The following is a 13694-nucleotide window of genomic DNA, read 5'->3' on the forward strand; positions in this document are numbered from 1 at the left end:
TGCCTCCGGGGTGCGTCCGCCCGTCGGGTGCCGACGGACCACCTGTGGGGCGGGCCGTTCGCAGTCGGACGGGCCCGGATTCCTGCCGTTGGTTCGGCGAGTCCCATGCTAACCACCGGCCCGGGGCGACGCCTGCCGGGCACCGGCACCCGCTCTCGCGCTCGGGGTTCCGCCCCGGCGGCCCCGGTACGGTCAGCGCTCCGGAAGCGCGCCCGTGACGCTCAGCCGGCGGTGGTCGCGCGGCGTCAGCCCGTACGCCTCGCGGAACGCCCGGCCGAACGCGGACGCGTTCGCGAAGCCCCACCGGGCGGCGAGGTCCCGCACCGACTGGTGGGCCAGCTCCGGCCGGGCGAGGTCGGCCCGGCAGCGTTCGAGGCGGCGACGGCGGATCAGTCTGCTGACGCTCTCCTCCTCGTCCTGGAAGAGCAGGTGCAGCGAACGCAGGGACATGTGGTGGCGTTCGGCGATCGTGCCGGGCGCGAGAGCGGGGTCGTCGAGGTTGTGCTCGATGAACGCCTTGACCCGCTCGAGCAGGGCCCGCGCCCGTGCCCCGGCGTCGACCTCCCGGGAGGCGTCGGCGTGCTCGGCCAGACACACGGCCGCGAGGTCCCGGGCGATCGCGCCCAGCCGCCCCAGTTCCTCCGGCCCGCACTCGGCGGCGTGCTCGCCCAGGGAGGTGAGGAAGCGGACCAGGATCGCCCCCGTCCCGCGCTGGGCGGGGATCCGCCGGGCGAGCAGACGGTCGGCCTTGTCGGGGTTGATCGGGAACTCCTTCCGGGGGATGTGCAGGACGAGGCAGCGGCTGGTCCCGTGCTCGTCGCGCGTCCCGGCCTCGAACGGCCGCGAGGTGTCCCAGAGCACCAGGTCGCCACCGGCCGGCCCGGAGTCGGTGCCGCGCTGGGAGATCCACATCGGGTTCTCCCCGGAGACCAGGGCCAGCTGGTACTGCTCGGGATCGCTGCGCCGGGTCAGGGCCGCCGGCCGGCTCGAACGCAGCGCCGGGTGGGTGTGGATCGACACGTCGACCGGGCCGAGGCCCAGGAAGGCCGCCTCCGCCTCGAAGTCGCCGGCCTGCGGGCTGCTGACCGTCACCGGGACCACGCCGCGGGAGACCGTGTCGGTGAACCACTCGAACCGCTCCGCCGCCGGCATCCCCGCGTTGGACATCGTCGACCACACCGGCTGACCCCCCGTCACTCCCGGCCCCACGGCGGCCGCGCCCTCGGCCAGTGTAGTTTCCGCACGTCACCGGCCTGTTCGCGACCCGTCGTCCGGCTGCGGCGCCCGGGAGCGCCGGGTGCCGACGCCCCGTTGGGGATCGTCGCGCCCACCGCCGCGGCGATGCGCTCCTCGGCCGTCACCCGTGCCGGGACGGCAGGTTCTGCCGCGCTCACGACCCCTCCCCCGTCGAACCGTCGAACCGTCGAACCGTCGAACCGATGCACTGATGCACTGATGCACTGATCAAATTGATGTGCGAATGTCACGCTACCTTCCGCACAATGGTCCGGTGAAAGACATTTCCGCCGCGCCCGGACCCGTCGTCCTCGGTGTGGACGACCTGCGGCCACTCCCCCAAGCGACCCGGATCGCCCGCACCAGCCGGGAGGGCGTCCGGCTCCTGGAGGAGCATCGCGACCGCTACGTGGACGAGCTCTGGCTCGACCACGATCTCGGCGGCGACGACACCGTCATGCCGGTGGTGACCCTGCTGGAGCAGGCCGCCTTCGACGGGCGACCGTTCCGGATCGGCGAGGTGCTCGTCCACAGCGCCAACCCCGTCGGCGCCGCGGCCGTGGTCCGGTCGCTCACGCGCTGGGGCTACCGCGTCCGCCGGGCGTCGGCCGAGGGCCGGTCCGGCGGGGCCTGACGGTCCGTACGCCGCGGTGTCAGCAGCTCGCGGCGGGCTCCCGGTCCTCCACGACCACGGGCCGCACCTTGGCCAGCATCAGCTCGAGGAAGCGGTCGGGGCGACGGAAGGAGGCGAAGTGCGCGGCGTCCTCGATCAGGGCGAACTCCTTGTGCGGAGCCCGCACGTCGTCGAAGAAGCGCTTGGCACGGTCGGCGGGGGTGAGCACGTCCCGGTCCCCCTGGAAGACGAAGAACGGGAGGTCGAAGGCGGTGCCGTCGGCCCAGTCGTCGAAGCCCGCGGTGGCGGGCAGGATCCGCGCGGAGAGCTTCATGCCCCTGCCCAGGTCGCCGAGGTCGCCGAGTGAGTGCAGCGGGGAGAACCAGAGCGACTTCATGACCACGGACTTCATGGTGGCGAGGGTCAGCGGGTCGCTGCTCGCGGCGATCTTCGCGTAGGCCCCGTACTGTTCGGCCGTCCACGTCCGGGTGTCGGTGCCGAGCGCCTCGATCACGGCGAGTTCCTTGTGCTTGCCGGCACCGCGCAGCCGGGCGAGCAGTGCGCGGTGGGTGGTGTCGTCGCGCCCGGCGTCGTGGATGTTCTGGTCGGTGCCGACGTAGGCGGAGTAGAGCTCGGGGTGCCGACGGGCCAGGCGCAGCCCGAAGACACTGCCGAAGGAGTTGCCGAGCAGGACGACGCGGTCGACCCCGAGCTCGGCCCGGAGGTGACGGGTGACCTCGACGGCGTCCTGGAACATCCGGTCGAAGCCGATCTCGCCCTGGCCCGCGGCGCCGGAGCGGCCGAGGGTCTTGCCGGTGCCGCGCATGTCCCAGCGGACGACGGTGAAGTGCTTCTCCCAGGCGCGGGTGCGCGGGCCGTGGATCGCGTTGGAGGCGCCCGGGCCGCCGTGGATCTCCAGCACGACCGGGTTGCCCCGGTCCTCGCCGCGGACCGAGATCCACTGCTCGATCCCGCCGATCCGGACGAAGCCCTGCTCGTCGATGCCGCGGGGGCTGTCGATCCGCATCAGGCGGGCGCCGGCGGCCTGCTTGAGCCGACGGTGACCGAGGGCGCCCGCGACGGGCGTGGCGAGGGCGGCGGCGGAGGCGAGGAGAACGGTGGCGAGCATGAGCGACCCCTTGAACTGTGTATCGAGTAAGCAATTGAGTTTATGTTATACACAGTTCTGAAAGAGCGTCAACGCCGACGTCGACGCAACGTCGAAGGCACCGGATCCGGCGAGGAGCAAGCACACATGGCGGCGAGCAGGGAGAAGAAGCGCGACCCCCGGGCGAGCCTGGCGCTGCTCTGGGGGGAACAGGGTCAGCCCCGGCGCGGCCCGAAGCCCTCACTGACCGCGGAGCGCATCGTCGTCGACGCGATCCGGATCGCCGACACCGAGGGCCTGGACACCGTCTCGATGCAGCGCGTCGCGGCCGAGCTGGGCGTCACCACCATGGCCCTGTACCGGTACTTCCCCGGCAAGGCCGAACTGGTCGACCTGATGGTCGACTCCGCCCTGGGCACGCCTCCCGCGAGCGTCCGCGACCCGGCCGGCTGGCGCGAGCAGCTGACCGAGTGGGCCCGCCAGTGCTGGGCGCTGTACCGCCGGCATCCGTGGATCCTCACCGCCACCGCCGTGCGGCGCCAGCTGATGGGCCCCAACCAGCTCGCCTGGCTCGACGCCGCCCTGGCCGCCCTCGCCCCGACCGGACTGACCCCGGCCCAGCAGCACGACACCTTCCTCCTGGTGATCGGCCACATCCGCAGTCTCGCCCAGCAGCTCGTGCACGCGGACGAGGAGGGCGAGGCGGAGTGGAACCGGCTCGCCGCCGAGGTGCTGGAGCGCCACGGACACCGGTTCCCGGCCCTCGCCGCGGCCATCGACGCCGGTGCGTTCCACCCCCAGGGCGACGACCCGCTCGACTTCGGACTGGAACGCATCCTGGACGGCGTCGCGCGCCTGATCGAACGGTCCTGAGTGTCCGCCGGGCCTGAGTGTCCGCCGGTTCCGAGCGTCCGCCGGGCCGCCGGACCCGCCGGGCTTCACCCCGCGCCCCGATCGGCCGATGCAGTACCCGGGGCACACCGCCGAACGGGTGCGGTGCGGTCCCGGGGACGAGGAGGAACGCGTGGCGGAGCAGAGGTTCGTGGTCGGGACGGCCCCCGGAGCGGTGCCGGGAGCCGGGCACGCCTGGCAGATGATGCGCAGCCCGGTCCGGTTCATGACCTCGCTGGCCGCCCACGGCGACCTGGTGCGGATCAGGATCGGCCCGTCCACGGCGTACGTGCCGTGCCATCCGGAACTGCTGCGCCGGGTGCTGACCGGCGACCAGGTCTACGACAAGGGCGGGGTCTTCTACGACCGGGCCCGCGACGTCGCCGGCAACGGCCTGGTCACCTGCCCGTACCGGGACCACCGCCGGCAGCGGCGGCTGATGCAGAGCGCCTTCACCCGCCCGCAGCTGCGGCACTACGCCGGGGCGATGCACGCCGAGATCGAGGCCACCACGGCACGCTGGCAGGACGGCCAGGTGATCGAGGCGTTCCCCGAGCTGTACGGGCTGGCGCTGCGGGTGGTGGCCCGCACGCTCTGGTCGACCGCGCTCGACGAGGAACTGACCCGGGGCGTGGAGCGGGCCTTCGACACGGTGCTGAACGGGCTGTTCCGGCAGATGTTCCTGCCCAGGTCGCTGCGCCGTCTGCCGACGCCGGCCAACCGGCGCTACCGGGCGGCGCTGCGGCAGCTGCACGAGGTCACCCAGCGGCTGATCGCCGGGTACGAGGGAGCCCCCGGGTCGACGGCCGGGGCGACCCCGGACCTGCTCGGCGCGTTGCTCGCGGCCCGGGACGAGGACGGCGGCCGGCTGAGCGACGCCGAGGTGCACGACCAGGTGATCACCGTGATGGCGGCGGGCACCGAGACGGTGGCCGCGACGCTGGTGTGGGCCTTCCACCGGCTGTCCCGGCACCCCGAGGTCGCCGAGGAGCTGTACCGGGAGATCGACACCGTCCTCGGCGGACGCCCGGTGGGCTGGGAGGACCTCCCCGCCCTCCCCCTGACCGGCCGGGTGGTCACCGAGACCCTCCGGCTCCACCCGCCCGGCTGGCTCTTCACGCGTCTGACCACCACCGGCACCGAGCTGGCCGGCGTCCCGCTGCCGGTCGGCTCCACCCTCGTCTTCAGTCCCGCCGCCGTCGCCCGCGATCCGGAGGCGTTCCCGCGGCCGGACGAGTTCCGCCCCGACCGCTGGCTGCCCGAGGAGGAGTCGCCGCTCGCCCGCCAGGCGTTCACCGCGTTCGGCGCCGGGGCCCGCAAGTGCCTGGGCGACCTGTACGCGCGGACCGAGGCGGCCCTCGTCCTCGCCACCGTGCTCTCCCGCTGGCGGCTGGACCCGGAGCCGGACGCCGATGTCCGCGCCGTCCCGCTCGCCACCGTCTACCGGCCGCGGCGGCTGCGCCTGCGGCTGTCGGAGCGGGAGCCGGTGCCGAGCCCGCGCGCGGACCGCACGGGTGTGCCGACCTGACGGGCAGGGGTGCGACGGCGCCCCCGGTCCGCGGCGCCCGGGCGGGCGGTCAGGCGGCGGACGGGTGGTTCGCCCGGTGGCGGCGGACGGCGTCGCGGTTGGCACAGCGCTGCGAGCAGTAGCGGCGCCGGCCGGTGCGGGTGGTGTCGGCGAAGATCGTGTCGCACTCCGCGACGGCGCACCGGCCGAGCCGGTGCATGCCCCGGCCCACCAGGTGCAGCGCGGTGCCGACGCCGATCAGTGAGAACAGCAGGGCACCGAGCGGCAGGTCGTCGTCCCGGTAGTGCAGGTGCCAGCCGTCGCCGGTGTGGTCGGTGAGCCGGGGGTGGGCCGTTCCGGCGGCGAGCATCAGGTTCAGTCCGGCGGCCCGCTCGCGCTCGTCGGTGGCGTCGACGACGGCCTCCCAGGCGTCCAGCACCGCGTGCACGTGTGTCAGGTCGTCGGCCGCGAACGGTCCCTCGACCACCAGTCCGGCCGCACGGCAGCGGTCCACCAGTTCGTCGACGGTCCTCGGCCGCTCGTTCGCCAACTCGGCGGCCAGGTTGACGGCGTCCTCGCCGTAAGGGTTGAGGTGCATAAGACCATTACAGCAGTCTGATCGGCATGAGTCATCACACCGACGTCCGGGGCGGGCCGTCCCCGCTGCCGTACCGCTGGACGGTCCTCGGGGTCGCCACCTTCACCCAGGCCGCCTGCTGCTTCTTCGTCCAGGGAATCGGGGCGATGGCGGTACCCCTGCAGAATGCGCTCGACCTCAGTACGACGCGGCTGGGGCTACTGCTCTCGGCCTCCCAACTGGTACCACTGATCGGCCTGTTGGTGGCGGGCGAGCTGCTGGACCGGTACGGCGAACGGTGGGTGGTCGGCATCGGTGCCGGGGTCGTCGCCGTCGGCCTGCTGGCGGGGAGCCTGGCCCAGGGGTACGCGTCACTGCTCGTGGTGCTGCTGGTCGTCGGAGCGGGGTACAGCACGATCCAGCCCGGCGGCAGCAAGTCGGTGGCGGCCTGGTTCGAGCCCTCGCGGCTCGGGTTCGCGATGGGTGTGCGGCAGGCCGGGCTGCCGCTGGGCGGGGCGGTCGCGGTGGCCGTGCTGCCGCTGGTCGCCGCCGCGGCCGGGTGGCGGGTCGCCGTGCTGGTGGGCGGGCTGGTCGCACTGGCGGGAGCGGTGGCGTTCACCGTGCTCTACCGCCGCCCGCCCGGGACGGTCGCGGAGCGCCCGGCGAAGCCGGTGCCGGCCGCACCGGCGACGGCGACGGCACCGCTCGGCGACCGGCTGCGGCTGTTGCGCCAGCCCGCGACGACGAAGGCGCTGCTGTCGGGTACGGCCATGGTCTCGGTGCACAGCGGCATCGGCGTGCTCGGCGCGCTGTACCTGCACGACGTGACCGACCTCGGGGCCGGTGCGGCGGGTGCCGTCCTGGTGGCGGCGCAGATGGCGGGCACGGTCGGGCGGATCGGGCTCGCGGCGTGGAGCGACCGCAGTCGCGCGGGCCGCTACCGGCCGGTCCTGGCGAGCATGCTCGCGGCGGCGGCCGCGCTGGTGGCCCTGGCGACCCCGCTCGGCGGGCATCCGCTCGCGGCCGCCGTGCTCTTCGCCTGGCTGGGCTTCTTCGGGATCGGCTGGTACGGCCCCTGGGTCGCGCACCTGGCCGAGGCCGCCCCGCCCGGCCGGACCGGCTTCGCGCTCGGGCTCGTGATGGCCGTCAACCAGGTGGCCGTGATCCTCGCCCCGCCCGCCCTCGGCCTGCTGCGGGACACCACCGGCGGCTACAGCGCCGCCTGGATCGCGCTGGCGGCGACGGCGACCGGGACGGCGGCGGTCACGGCCCGACGGGGACGCGGGCCCGGCGCCGCCGCATCCACTGCGCCACCCCGGGGCACCGAGGCCGCCCGCACCGATGCCGCTCCGGCGCCCGGTGCGAGCCTCGCGGGCGGGACAGCGTCCCGGCCGACGGCCTGAGGCAGCGGACCGCGCCGGCCGACCGGGCCGGCCCCCGACCTCTCCTCGGCCCGGCCCCGACCTCTCCCCGGCGCGGCGGCGGACGGACCGAGGAGGGGTCGGGAGCCGGGGGCGGGTCAGTACCGCAGGTCGGCGGCGATCCGGCCGGCGTCCGAGAGGGTGCCGTCGGGGACGAAGGAGACCTGGGCGCCGGTGTCCAGGGCGCGCTCGATCACCTCGTCGACGATGTCCTCGCGCGCGCCCGGCTGGTCGGCCTCGGCGGGCACCAGGTGGTCGCCCTCGTCGCGGACGGTGAGCCGGAAGTTCTCCTCCACCACCAGCTGGGCGACCCGCCCCTCGGCGACGCTCTGCCAGACCTCGTCCAGCCCGGCCGCGAAGGCCTGGCGGCCGCGGGCCTTGTCGAGGCGGGCGAGGGCGTCGGAGACCCCGGCGTCCGCGTGCGCGCGGACCGCGGGCTCGACCACCTTGCGGACCGTCTCGGCGTCCGCCTGGGCGAGGCCGCCGTGCGGGATCTGCGCGGTCGCGCCGCGGACGATCGGCCCGGCGCCGTCCAGCAGGGCGAGGGCCGCCGCCTCTCCGACCACGTACAGCGGGCGCGGGTCGGCGGCCAGCACCTTGCCGAGCTCGGTCTCCGCCTGCCGCAGGAAGATCTTGGTCTCCTCGTCCTGGAAGGTGCTGGGCTTGTCGCCGATCCGCTCCTGCCGCTCCGGGTCGGGGTTCTCGTACTGGCGCACCAGCGGGAAGCCGTGCCGGGTGTCCTCCGCCACCCGCTCGCTGTTGCCGCCCCACAGCAGCACCCGGTCCGCGGCGAGCGCGAGCACCCAGTGCGGCCGCTCGGCCGCCTGGGCGGCCACCAGGTTGCGGGTCAGGAAGGTGTCGGACAGCACCACCCGGGCGGGCGCGGTCCGGCCCAGCGACCAGACGTGGTGCTCGCCCGGCGCGACCAGGATCGCCAGGCCCTCCTCGGCGTGCACCAGGTCGACCTCGGCGAGCGCCCGGTCGAGCTGCTCCAGGACATCGATCCGGACGGCGCGGGAAACCTCCGGATCCTCCTCGATCCGCTTCCTCGCCGCGGCCGCGAGGGTGCGCAGCCGGACCGGGTCCTGCGCGTTGTCGGGCTCCCGGCGGTGCGTGGGCATCAGGACCGACACGGCCGGGTACGGCCTCGGGCGGCGCAGCTCGGCGAGGACGGCGGGGGTGAGAGCGGGGTACATGGGGGCCCTTTCCGAAGGCGGTCAGGCCTTCTGCGGGTGGACGCACACATCATGGATTTTGTCCCAATCATCACCAATTTACCCATTGGCGGGATGCGTTGTGGGACCTCGCGCGTCCGTGCCGCCGCGGGCCGTCCTCCGCCAGGTGGCCGGCCCGGGAAGATCCGTGGACGGACCGACGGACGGTCACGTACGGTGGCGCCACGCCGCGAGACGAACGGAAGGAGGCGAGTGCCGTGCAGTCCATACCTTTCCAGCGCTCCCTCTCCCGCTGTCCCGGCGTACTTCGTCAGTCCTGACCGGGAGCGCTCACACAGCCTGCATCCCGGAGGAATCCATGACCGGTACGGTCATCCGCACGCTTTCCGCGAGCGACACCCACCTGTTCGACGCACACCCCGACCCCTTGGGCGCCCGCGAGGGCCACCGACGCACCACGTTCCGCCCCGACTGGAAGCGCGTCGCCCTGCGCGGCGGCGAGGTCGTCGCCCGCGGCGCCTGGTGGGGCGGCCCGGAGGACGCGGAGCCCGTCAACATCAACTGGTTCGACGTCGCCGAGGGCCACGAGGAGGCCGGGGCCGAACTCCTGCGCTCCGCCCCCTGGCAGGTCGAACTCGAGATCAACCTGCCCGGCGACTGGCGGGAGCGGGCCGAGCCGCGCTCCGCCGCCGAGGCACGCTTCAGCGCCGCCCGGGCCGCCGGGTACGAACTCCTGGTCGAGCGCTTCCTCTACCGCTGGACCCCGGAGTGCGGCCTGCCCGAGCGCCCGGGACGCCTGCGCTTCGAGGCCGAACCCGACGACGGTGTCTTCTTCGAGGCCCTGCGCAGCATCCACTCCGCCACCCTGGACGCGCACGCGCTGCAGGCGATCGCGGAGGGCGGCCTCGACCGGGCCGCCCAGGAGGAGCTGGACTTCTTCCACTGGTGCCCCTCCCCGCGGGAGTGGTGGCAGACGGCGCGCACCCCCGACGGCGAACTCGCCGGCATCCACGTCCCCGCCCACAACCCCTCCGGCCCGACCATCGGCTTCATCGGCGTCCTCCCCGGGCACCGGGGCCGCGGCTACGCCTACGACCTGCTCGCCGAGTGCACCCGCACCCTGGTCGAGCACGGCGCCGAATCCATCACCGGAGCCACCGACCGCACCAACCACCCCATGGCCGCGAACTTCACCAGGGCCGGCTTCCCCGTCGTCAGCGAACGCGTCAACTTCCGTCCGCCGGGCCGAACGGCCTGACGCCCGGCAGCACGCGGCGTGCGGTCCGGGAGCCGGTTCCGGCCCGGACCGCACGCCTGGGCACCGGAGTGCCGAGGTACTGAGGCGCCGAGGCGCCGCCGGAGCGGATCAGGCGGATCCGGATCGGGGGCCGCACCCGGCGGTGGCGGTCACAGTTCGGTGACCGCCGGTCGGATCCGTTCCGGCGGTACGGCCTGAGCGGGATCCTGGGGTGCATGCGGGAGACCAGGTGGGTGGCGCAGATCGTGGACGGTGACCTCGTCCGGGCCGGCGGGGCCCGGACGGGGCCGCGGGAACACCACTCACAGCACGCTGGCCCGCAGAGAACAGGATCATGATGCCGCTGATCGAACCCGCTCCTCCCGGCAAGGGGGCCCCTGTCGGGCTCGCGGTCGCCGCGACGCTGCTCACGCTGATCGGCCTCTACGTGTGGCCGTGGTGGCCCTCCGGCTTCTCGGACCCGACCTTCCTGGAGTTCCGCCGGGAGTTCACGGACGGCCCCCCGGCCGTGACCTGGTGGGACACCGTGTACTTCAGCTGGTTCCAGTACGGGTACCTGGTGCAGACCGTGTCCGTGCTGGTACTGCCGTTCACCGTGGCGCGGGACGACCGCCTGCACTGGTTGTCACTGGCGGCCGTGCTCACCTGCGGCTGGCAGCTGGCCGGTGTGCTCGGCAGCACCGTCTTCCACACCACGCCCGCGCCCTTCCTGGGCCCGCTCGCCGGAATCCTCGCCCTGATCGGCTGGCTGCTCGGCCGCCGGAAGGCGCCCCGCGTCGGGTAGCCCGGCAGAGCACGGGCGGGGTTCAGCGGCCGGTGGTGCCGGCGGCGGCCCGGGCGGCCTCGGCGAGCAGGGTGATCTCGGCCGCGACGGCCGCCGGGTCGGCGGGGACGGTCGTCCCGGCGACGGTGTCCAGGCCGGGGTGGGATCCGACGCGCACGGCCCGTTCGGCGTTGCGCAGCAGGTCGAAGTCGTTGATGTCGTTGCCGAAGGCGGTGTACTCGGTGATCCCCATCGACGTCAGGGCCTCCCACTTCGTCGTCGAGCCCGGCGCGAAGTCGATGATGGCCTCGTCGAGGTGGTGGTTGACGGTCAGTCCCAGACGGCGACCGGCGTCGGCGAGGGCCGCCAGGTCGGAGGCGCCGACCACGAGGAACTTCACCACCTCGGGGAGCTCGTCGAGGTCGACCCGCCGGGCCAGCCGCCCCTGGTCGACCCGACCGCGGATCGGGTGGTCCTCGGGCCCGGTGTAGGCGTAGTCCCACGGACCGTCCGCGAGGTAGCTCGCCCCGTAGTGGCCGACCGCCTCCATCAGCGCGCCGAACGCGCCGGCCTCGAAGGCGGCCCGCGCCCGGACCCGGCCGCCGACCGAGACCAGACTGCCGTTCCCGCCGATCAGGGTGGCGGCCGGGAAGGCGCCGTCGAGCACGGGAAGGACGTCACGGACGGGCCGTGCGGAGGCGAACACCAGCCGGTGACCGGCGCGTTCGCAGGCGTCGATCGCCGTGAGGATCCGCTGATCGATCGTCCGGCCGTCGAAGCAGAGCGTGCCGTCGATGTCGAAGACCACCGTACGGGCGTGAAGATTGATCATGATCGGATCATATCCGGATGAACCAGATGGACCCGACGAACCGGGCGGCCCGGTACCGCCGGAGCTCAGGCGAAGCGAAGGCGAAGCTCAGGCGAGGTCGAGGAGTTGCTCGTAGAAGCCGCCGAAACCGCGCCGCTCGTCGACGAGGTGGACCTCCAGGATCCAGTGGCAGCGCCAGCCGGCCCGGTCGGTGCGGCGCAGCGGGTGCTCGTTGTCCGGGGTGATGTAGGACTCGGCCTTGGCGCCGTCGACGCTCTCGTGCGGGAACTCCCCTACCAGGTGGCCCGCGTGCCAGCCGCCCAGGGCCCAGCCCCGTTCGGCCGCGAGCCGCTCGACGTGCGCGTGCAGTTGACGGCCCGTGACGTCGGGGTCGGCGTGGAAGGCCGCGCGGCCGCCGTCGAACACCGCGGCCAGGTCGTCCCGCAGGCGGTGCTTGTGCGGGTCCTCGCCGAGGACGAAGGTGCGGCCGAAGTCCGCCTCGTACTCCTCGAAGATCGGGCCGAAGTCGGCGAACGCGATGTCGTCCTCGCCGATGAGCCGGTCCGGCGGGTTCTCCTGGTAGGGGAACAGCGTGTGCGGGCCGGAGCGGACGATGCGCTTGTGCCAGTGCTTGGTGGTGCCGAACATGTCGTTGGCGAGGTCGCGGACCAGGTCGCTGACCTCGCGTTCGCCGCGGCCGGGGGCCACCAGGCGGCGCGCCTCGACCTCGGCGAAGAGGCGTTCGGCCTTGGCCTGCGCCTGGACGAGTCCCAGGGCGCGCAGCTGCTCGTCCATCCGGTCGGGTTCTCCCACGGTGCCGTTCCTGTTCCTGAGATCGGGTGTCACGGGGTCGGGTTCGGGGTCCGGGTCGCGCTCACGGGGTCGCGCTCACGGGGTCGCGCGCACGAGGACGAGCGACCCTTCGTAGGCGGCCCGGGTGCGCAGGTGGCCGAAGCGGCGTTCCCACTCGCCGGACTCGAGATCCCGGCGGAGCCCGCGGTCGAAGCGTTCGCGCACGCCGTCGTCGACGAAGCTCCAGGCCGAGCAGGCCTGCCGGGCGGCGGGGTCGAGCAGCATCTCCGGGCGGCCGTAGTACGCCTCGTTGAAGCCGTCGGTGCAGTCGAGCGGGATCGGGACCGGACGGACGGTGACGCTGCCGCCCAGGGCGGCGGCCAGTGCGTCGATCGGGGGGTAGCGGCGGGCCTCGGTGTCCAGCACCTCGGGCGCGTACTCGTGGAGCCAGAAGTCGCGCACCAGTCGCGGGTCGCAGGTCAGCACGACGACCGGGCCCCGGGTGACGCGCCGCATCTCGCGCAGGCCCGCCGCGACGTCCTCCCACTGATGGACGCTGAACAGCGTCATCGCGGCGTCGAACACCCCGTCCTCGAACGGCAGGTCCCCGGCGACGGCGTCGACGGCCGGGGCGAGGTGGGCGGGGCGGCCGGCCCGCATGGACGCCGACGGCTCGACCGGTGTCACGACCCGGGCGGCACTCTCGTAGGAACCGGTACCGGCGCCGACGTTGAGCACGGTCAGCGCGCCGCCGAGGGCCTCGGCGATGACCTGCGCCACCCGGCTGTCGGGCCGGCGGTAGGAGGAGTAGCCGGACCCGATGGCGCCGTAGTCGACGTCTCCGGCGCTGCCGTCCCGGGTGCGTGCGTTCATGACTCCAGGCCTCCTTCGGTCCCGACCGGGTGCCGCGAGGGCCCGGGGCCGTTCTCCCCGGCTCCGCCAGCCCCGTGGGAGAATCTTGCATCCGCGAGGGCCGATAAGTAAAACACCTGGCAGATGCTTGTCATTTCTTCCAAATGACCAGCAGATGCGATGCCGGTGAATCGTGTTCCCCTCCGAATCGACCGGGGCGGACCCCGCCGCCGGTGGCGGCGGGAGGGAGGCTCTAGGATCGAGGCCCCGCCTGCACGACCCGGAGGTCGCGAACCCATGTCCGGAACGGCAACCCAGCGTCTCTTCTCCTACGGCACGCTGCAGTTGGAGCAGGTGCAGCTCAGCAGCTTCGGCCGGCTGCTGGAGGGACGGGCCGACGCCCTGCCCGGTTTCCGGCTGACCACGATCGAGATCACCGACCCCGCGGTGATCGCCGCCAGCGGCACCGACCGGCACCCCCTGGTACTCCCGTCGACGGAGGCGGGGGACGCGGTCGGGGGCACGGTCTTCGCGATCACCGACGAGGAGCTCGCCGCCGCGGACGAGTACGAGGTCGACGACTACGCCCGCCACGAGGTGCTGCTCGCCTCCGGTACCACGGCCTGGGTGTACCTCTCCGCCGGGTACGCCCCCGCCACGTACGACCCCGCCGGGAGCTGACCCCGGCGG

14 protein-coding genes are annotated in these 13694 nt (G+C 73.8%); 7 read left to right on the forward strand and 7 right to left on the reverse strand.

The genetic code is table 11. The features are described 5' to 3' along the window. Positions 1-192: 192 nt before the first annotated feature. A complete protein-coding gene (locus ACIPYS_RS34815) occupies positions 193-1167 on the reverse strand; it encodes a helix-turn-helix domain-containing protein (protein ID WP_400753813.1) in 975 nt (324 codons plus the stop codon). 343 nt (positions 1168-1510) lie between these two features. On the opposite strand from ACIPYS_RS34815, the gene ACIPYS_RS34820 reads away from it, so the two are divergent. Beyond that, positions 1511-1870 carry a cyclic-phosphate processing receiver domain-containing protein gene (locus ACIPYS_RS34820; protein ID WP_231978113.1) on the forward strand — a complete coding sequence of 120 codons (360 nt, stop codon included), beginning with the start codon at positions 1511-1513 and terminating at the stop codon, positions 1868-1870. Between the two features lie 19 nt (positions 1871-1889). Here ACIPYS_RS34820 and ACIPYS_RS34825 read toward each other — a convergent pair whose 3' ends face one another. Next, entirely contained in the window at positions 1890-2978 is a 1089-nt protein-coding gene (locus ACIPYS_RS34825) for an alpha/beta fold hydrolase (RefSeq protein ID WP_400753817.1), read from the reverse strand. Between the two features lie 126 nt (positions 2979-3104). Here ACIPYS_RS34825 and ACIPYS_RS34830 point away from each other — a divergent pair, with 126 nt between their 5' ends. Both ACIPYS_RS34830 and ptlI read left to right on the forward strand, forming a co-directional pair. Beyond that, positions 3105-3830 (forward strand): TetR/AcrR family transcriptional regulator, encoded by a 726-nt coding sequence (locus tag ACIPYS_RS34830; protein ID WP_400753820.1) that lies wholly within the window; start codon positions 3105-3107, stop codon positions 3828-3830. 151 nt (positions 3831-3981) lie between these two features. After that, positions 3982-5376 carry a pentalenene oxygenase gene (gene ptlI / locus ACIPYS_RS34835; protein WP_400753823.1) on the forward strand — a complete coding sequence of 465 codons (1395 nt, stop codon included), beginning with the start codon at positions 3982-3984 and terminating at the stop codon, positions 5374-5376. Positions 5377-5425: 49 nt separating this feature from the next. Here ptlI and ACIPYS_RS34840 read toward each other — a convergent pair whose 3' ends face one another. Next, a complete protein-coding gene (locus ACIPYS_RS34840; RefSeq protein WP_400753826.1) occupies positions 5426-5953 on the reverse strand; it encodes a CGNR zinc finger domain-containing protein in 528 nt (175 codons plus the stop codon). Between the two features lie 26 nt (positions 5954-5979). On the opposite strand from ACIPYS_RS34840, the gene ACIPYS_RS34845 reads away from it, so the two are divergent. Beyond that, positions 5980-7335: an MFS transporter gene (locus tag ACIPYS_RS34845; RefSeq protein WP_400753828.1), complete on the forward strand. Its 1356-nt coding sequence runs from the start codon at positions 5980-5982 to the stop codon at positions 7333-7335. A gap of 116 nt (positions 7336-7451) precedes the next feature. Here ACIPYS_RS34845 and ACIPYS_RS34850 read toward each other — a convergent pair whose 3' ends face one another. After that, complete coding sequence (locus ACIPYS_RS34850) at positions 7452-8549, reverse strand: chemotaxis protein (RefSeq protein ID WP_400753831.1); 1098 nt, start codon at positions 8547-8549, stop codon at positions 7452-7454. Between the two features lie 337 nt (positions 8550-8886). Between ACIPYS_RS34850 and ACIPYS_RS34855 the strand changes: the two genes are divergently transcribed. Further along, on the forward strand, positions 8887-9786 hold the full coding sequence (locus ACIPYS_RS34855; protein ID WP_400753833.1) for a GNAT family N-acetyltransferase: 900 nt from the start codon (positions 8887-8889) through the stop codon (positions 9784-9786). A 334-nt stretch (positions 9787-10120) separates the two neighbouring features. Next, positions 10121-10570, forward strand: coding sequence for a hypothetical protein (locus ACIPYS_RS34860; protein WP_159425200.1), 450 nt, complete (start codon positions 10121-10123; stop codon positions 10568-10570). A 22-nt stretch (positions 10571-10592) separates the two neighbouring features. Here the strand turns inward: ACIPYS_RS34860 and ACIPYS_RS34865 are convergent, their stop codons facing one another. The 3 genes from ACIPYS_RS34865 to ACIPYS_RS34875 all read right to left on the reverse strand — a co-directional run bounded on the left by ACIPYS_RS34865 (position 10593) and on the right by ACIPYS_RS34875 (position 13025). Then, positions 10593-11381, reverse strand: a complete 789-nt coding sequence (locus tag ACIPYS_RS34865; protein WP_400753837.1) for an HAD family hydrolase — start codon at positions 11379-11381, stop codon at positions 10593-10595. A gap of 87 nt (positions 11382-11468) precedes the next feature. Continuing rightward, entirely contained in the window at positions 11469-12155 is a 687-nt protein-coding gene (locus ACIPYS_RS34870) for a M24 family metallopeptidase (RefSeq protein WP_400753916.1), read from the reverse strand. 93 nt (positions 12156-12248) lie between these two features. Next, positions 12249-13025 carry a class I SAM-dependent methyltransferase gene (locus ACIPYS_RS34875; protein ID WP_400753840.1) on the reverse strand — a complete coding sequence of 259 codons (777 nt, stop codon included), beginning with the start codon at positions 13023-13025 and terminating at the stop codon, positions 12249-12251. Between the two features lie 276 nt (positions 13026-13301). Here ACIPYS_RS34875 and ACIPYS_RS34880 point away from each other — a divergent pair, with 276 nt between their 5' ends. Next, positions 13302-13685, forward strand: a complete 384-nt coding sequence (locus tag ACIPYS_RS34880) for a gamma-glutamylcyclotransferase family protein (RefSeq protein WP_093864110.1) — start codon at positions 13302-13304, stop codon at positions 13683-13685. The last annotated feature ends 9 nt before the right edge of the window (positions 13686-13694 follow it).

Origin of the sequence: Kitasatospora sp. NPDC089913 (assembly GCF_044748625.1) — a bacterium.
In the GTDB taxonomy this organism is placed as follows: domain Bacteria; phylum Actinomycetota; class Actinomycetes; order Streptomycetales; family Streptomycetaceae; genus Kitasatospora.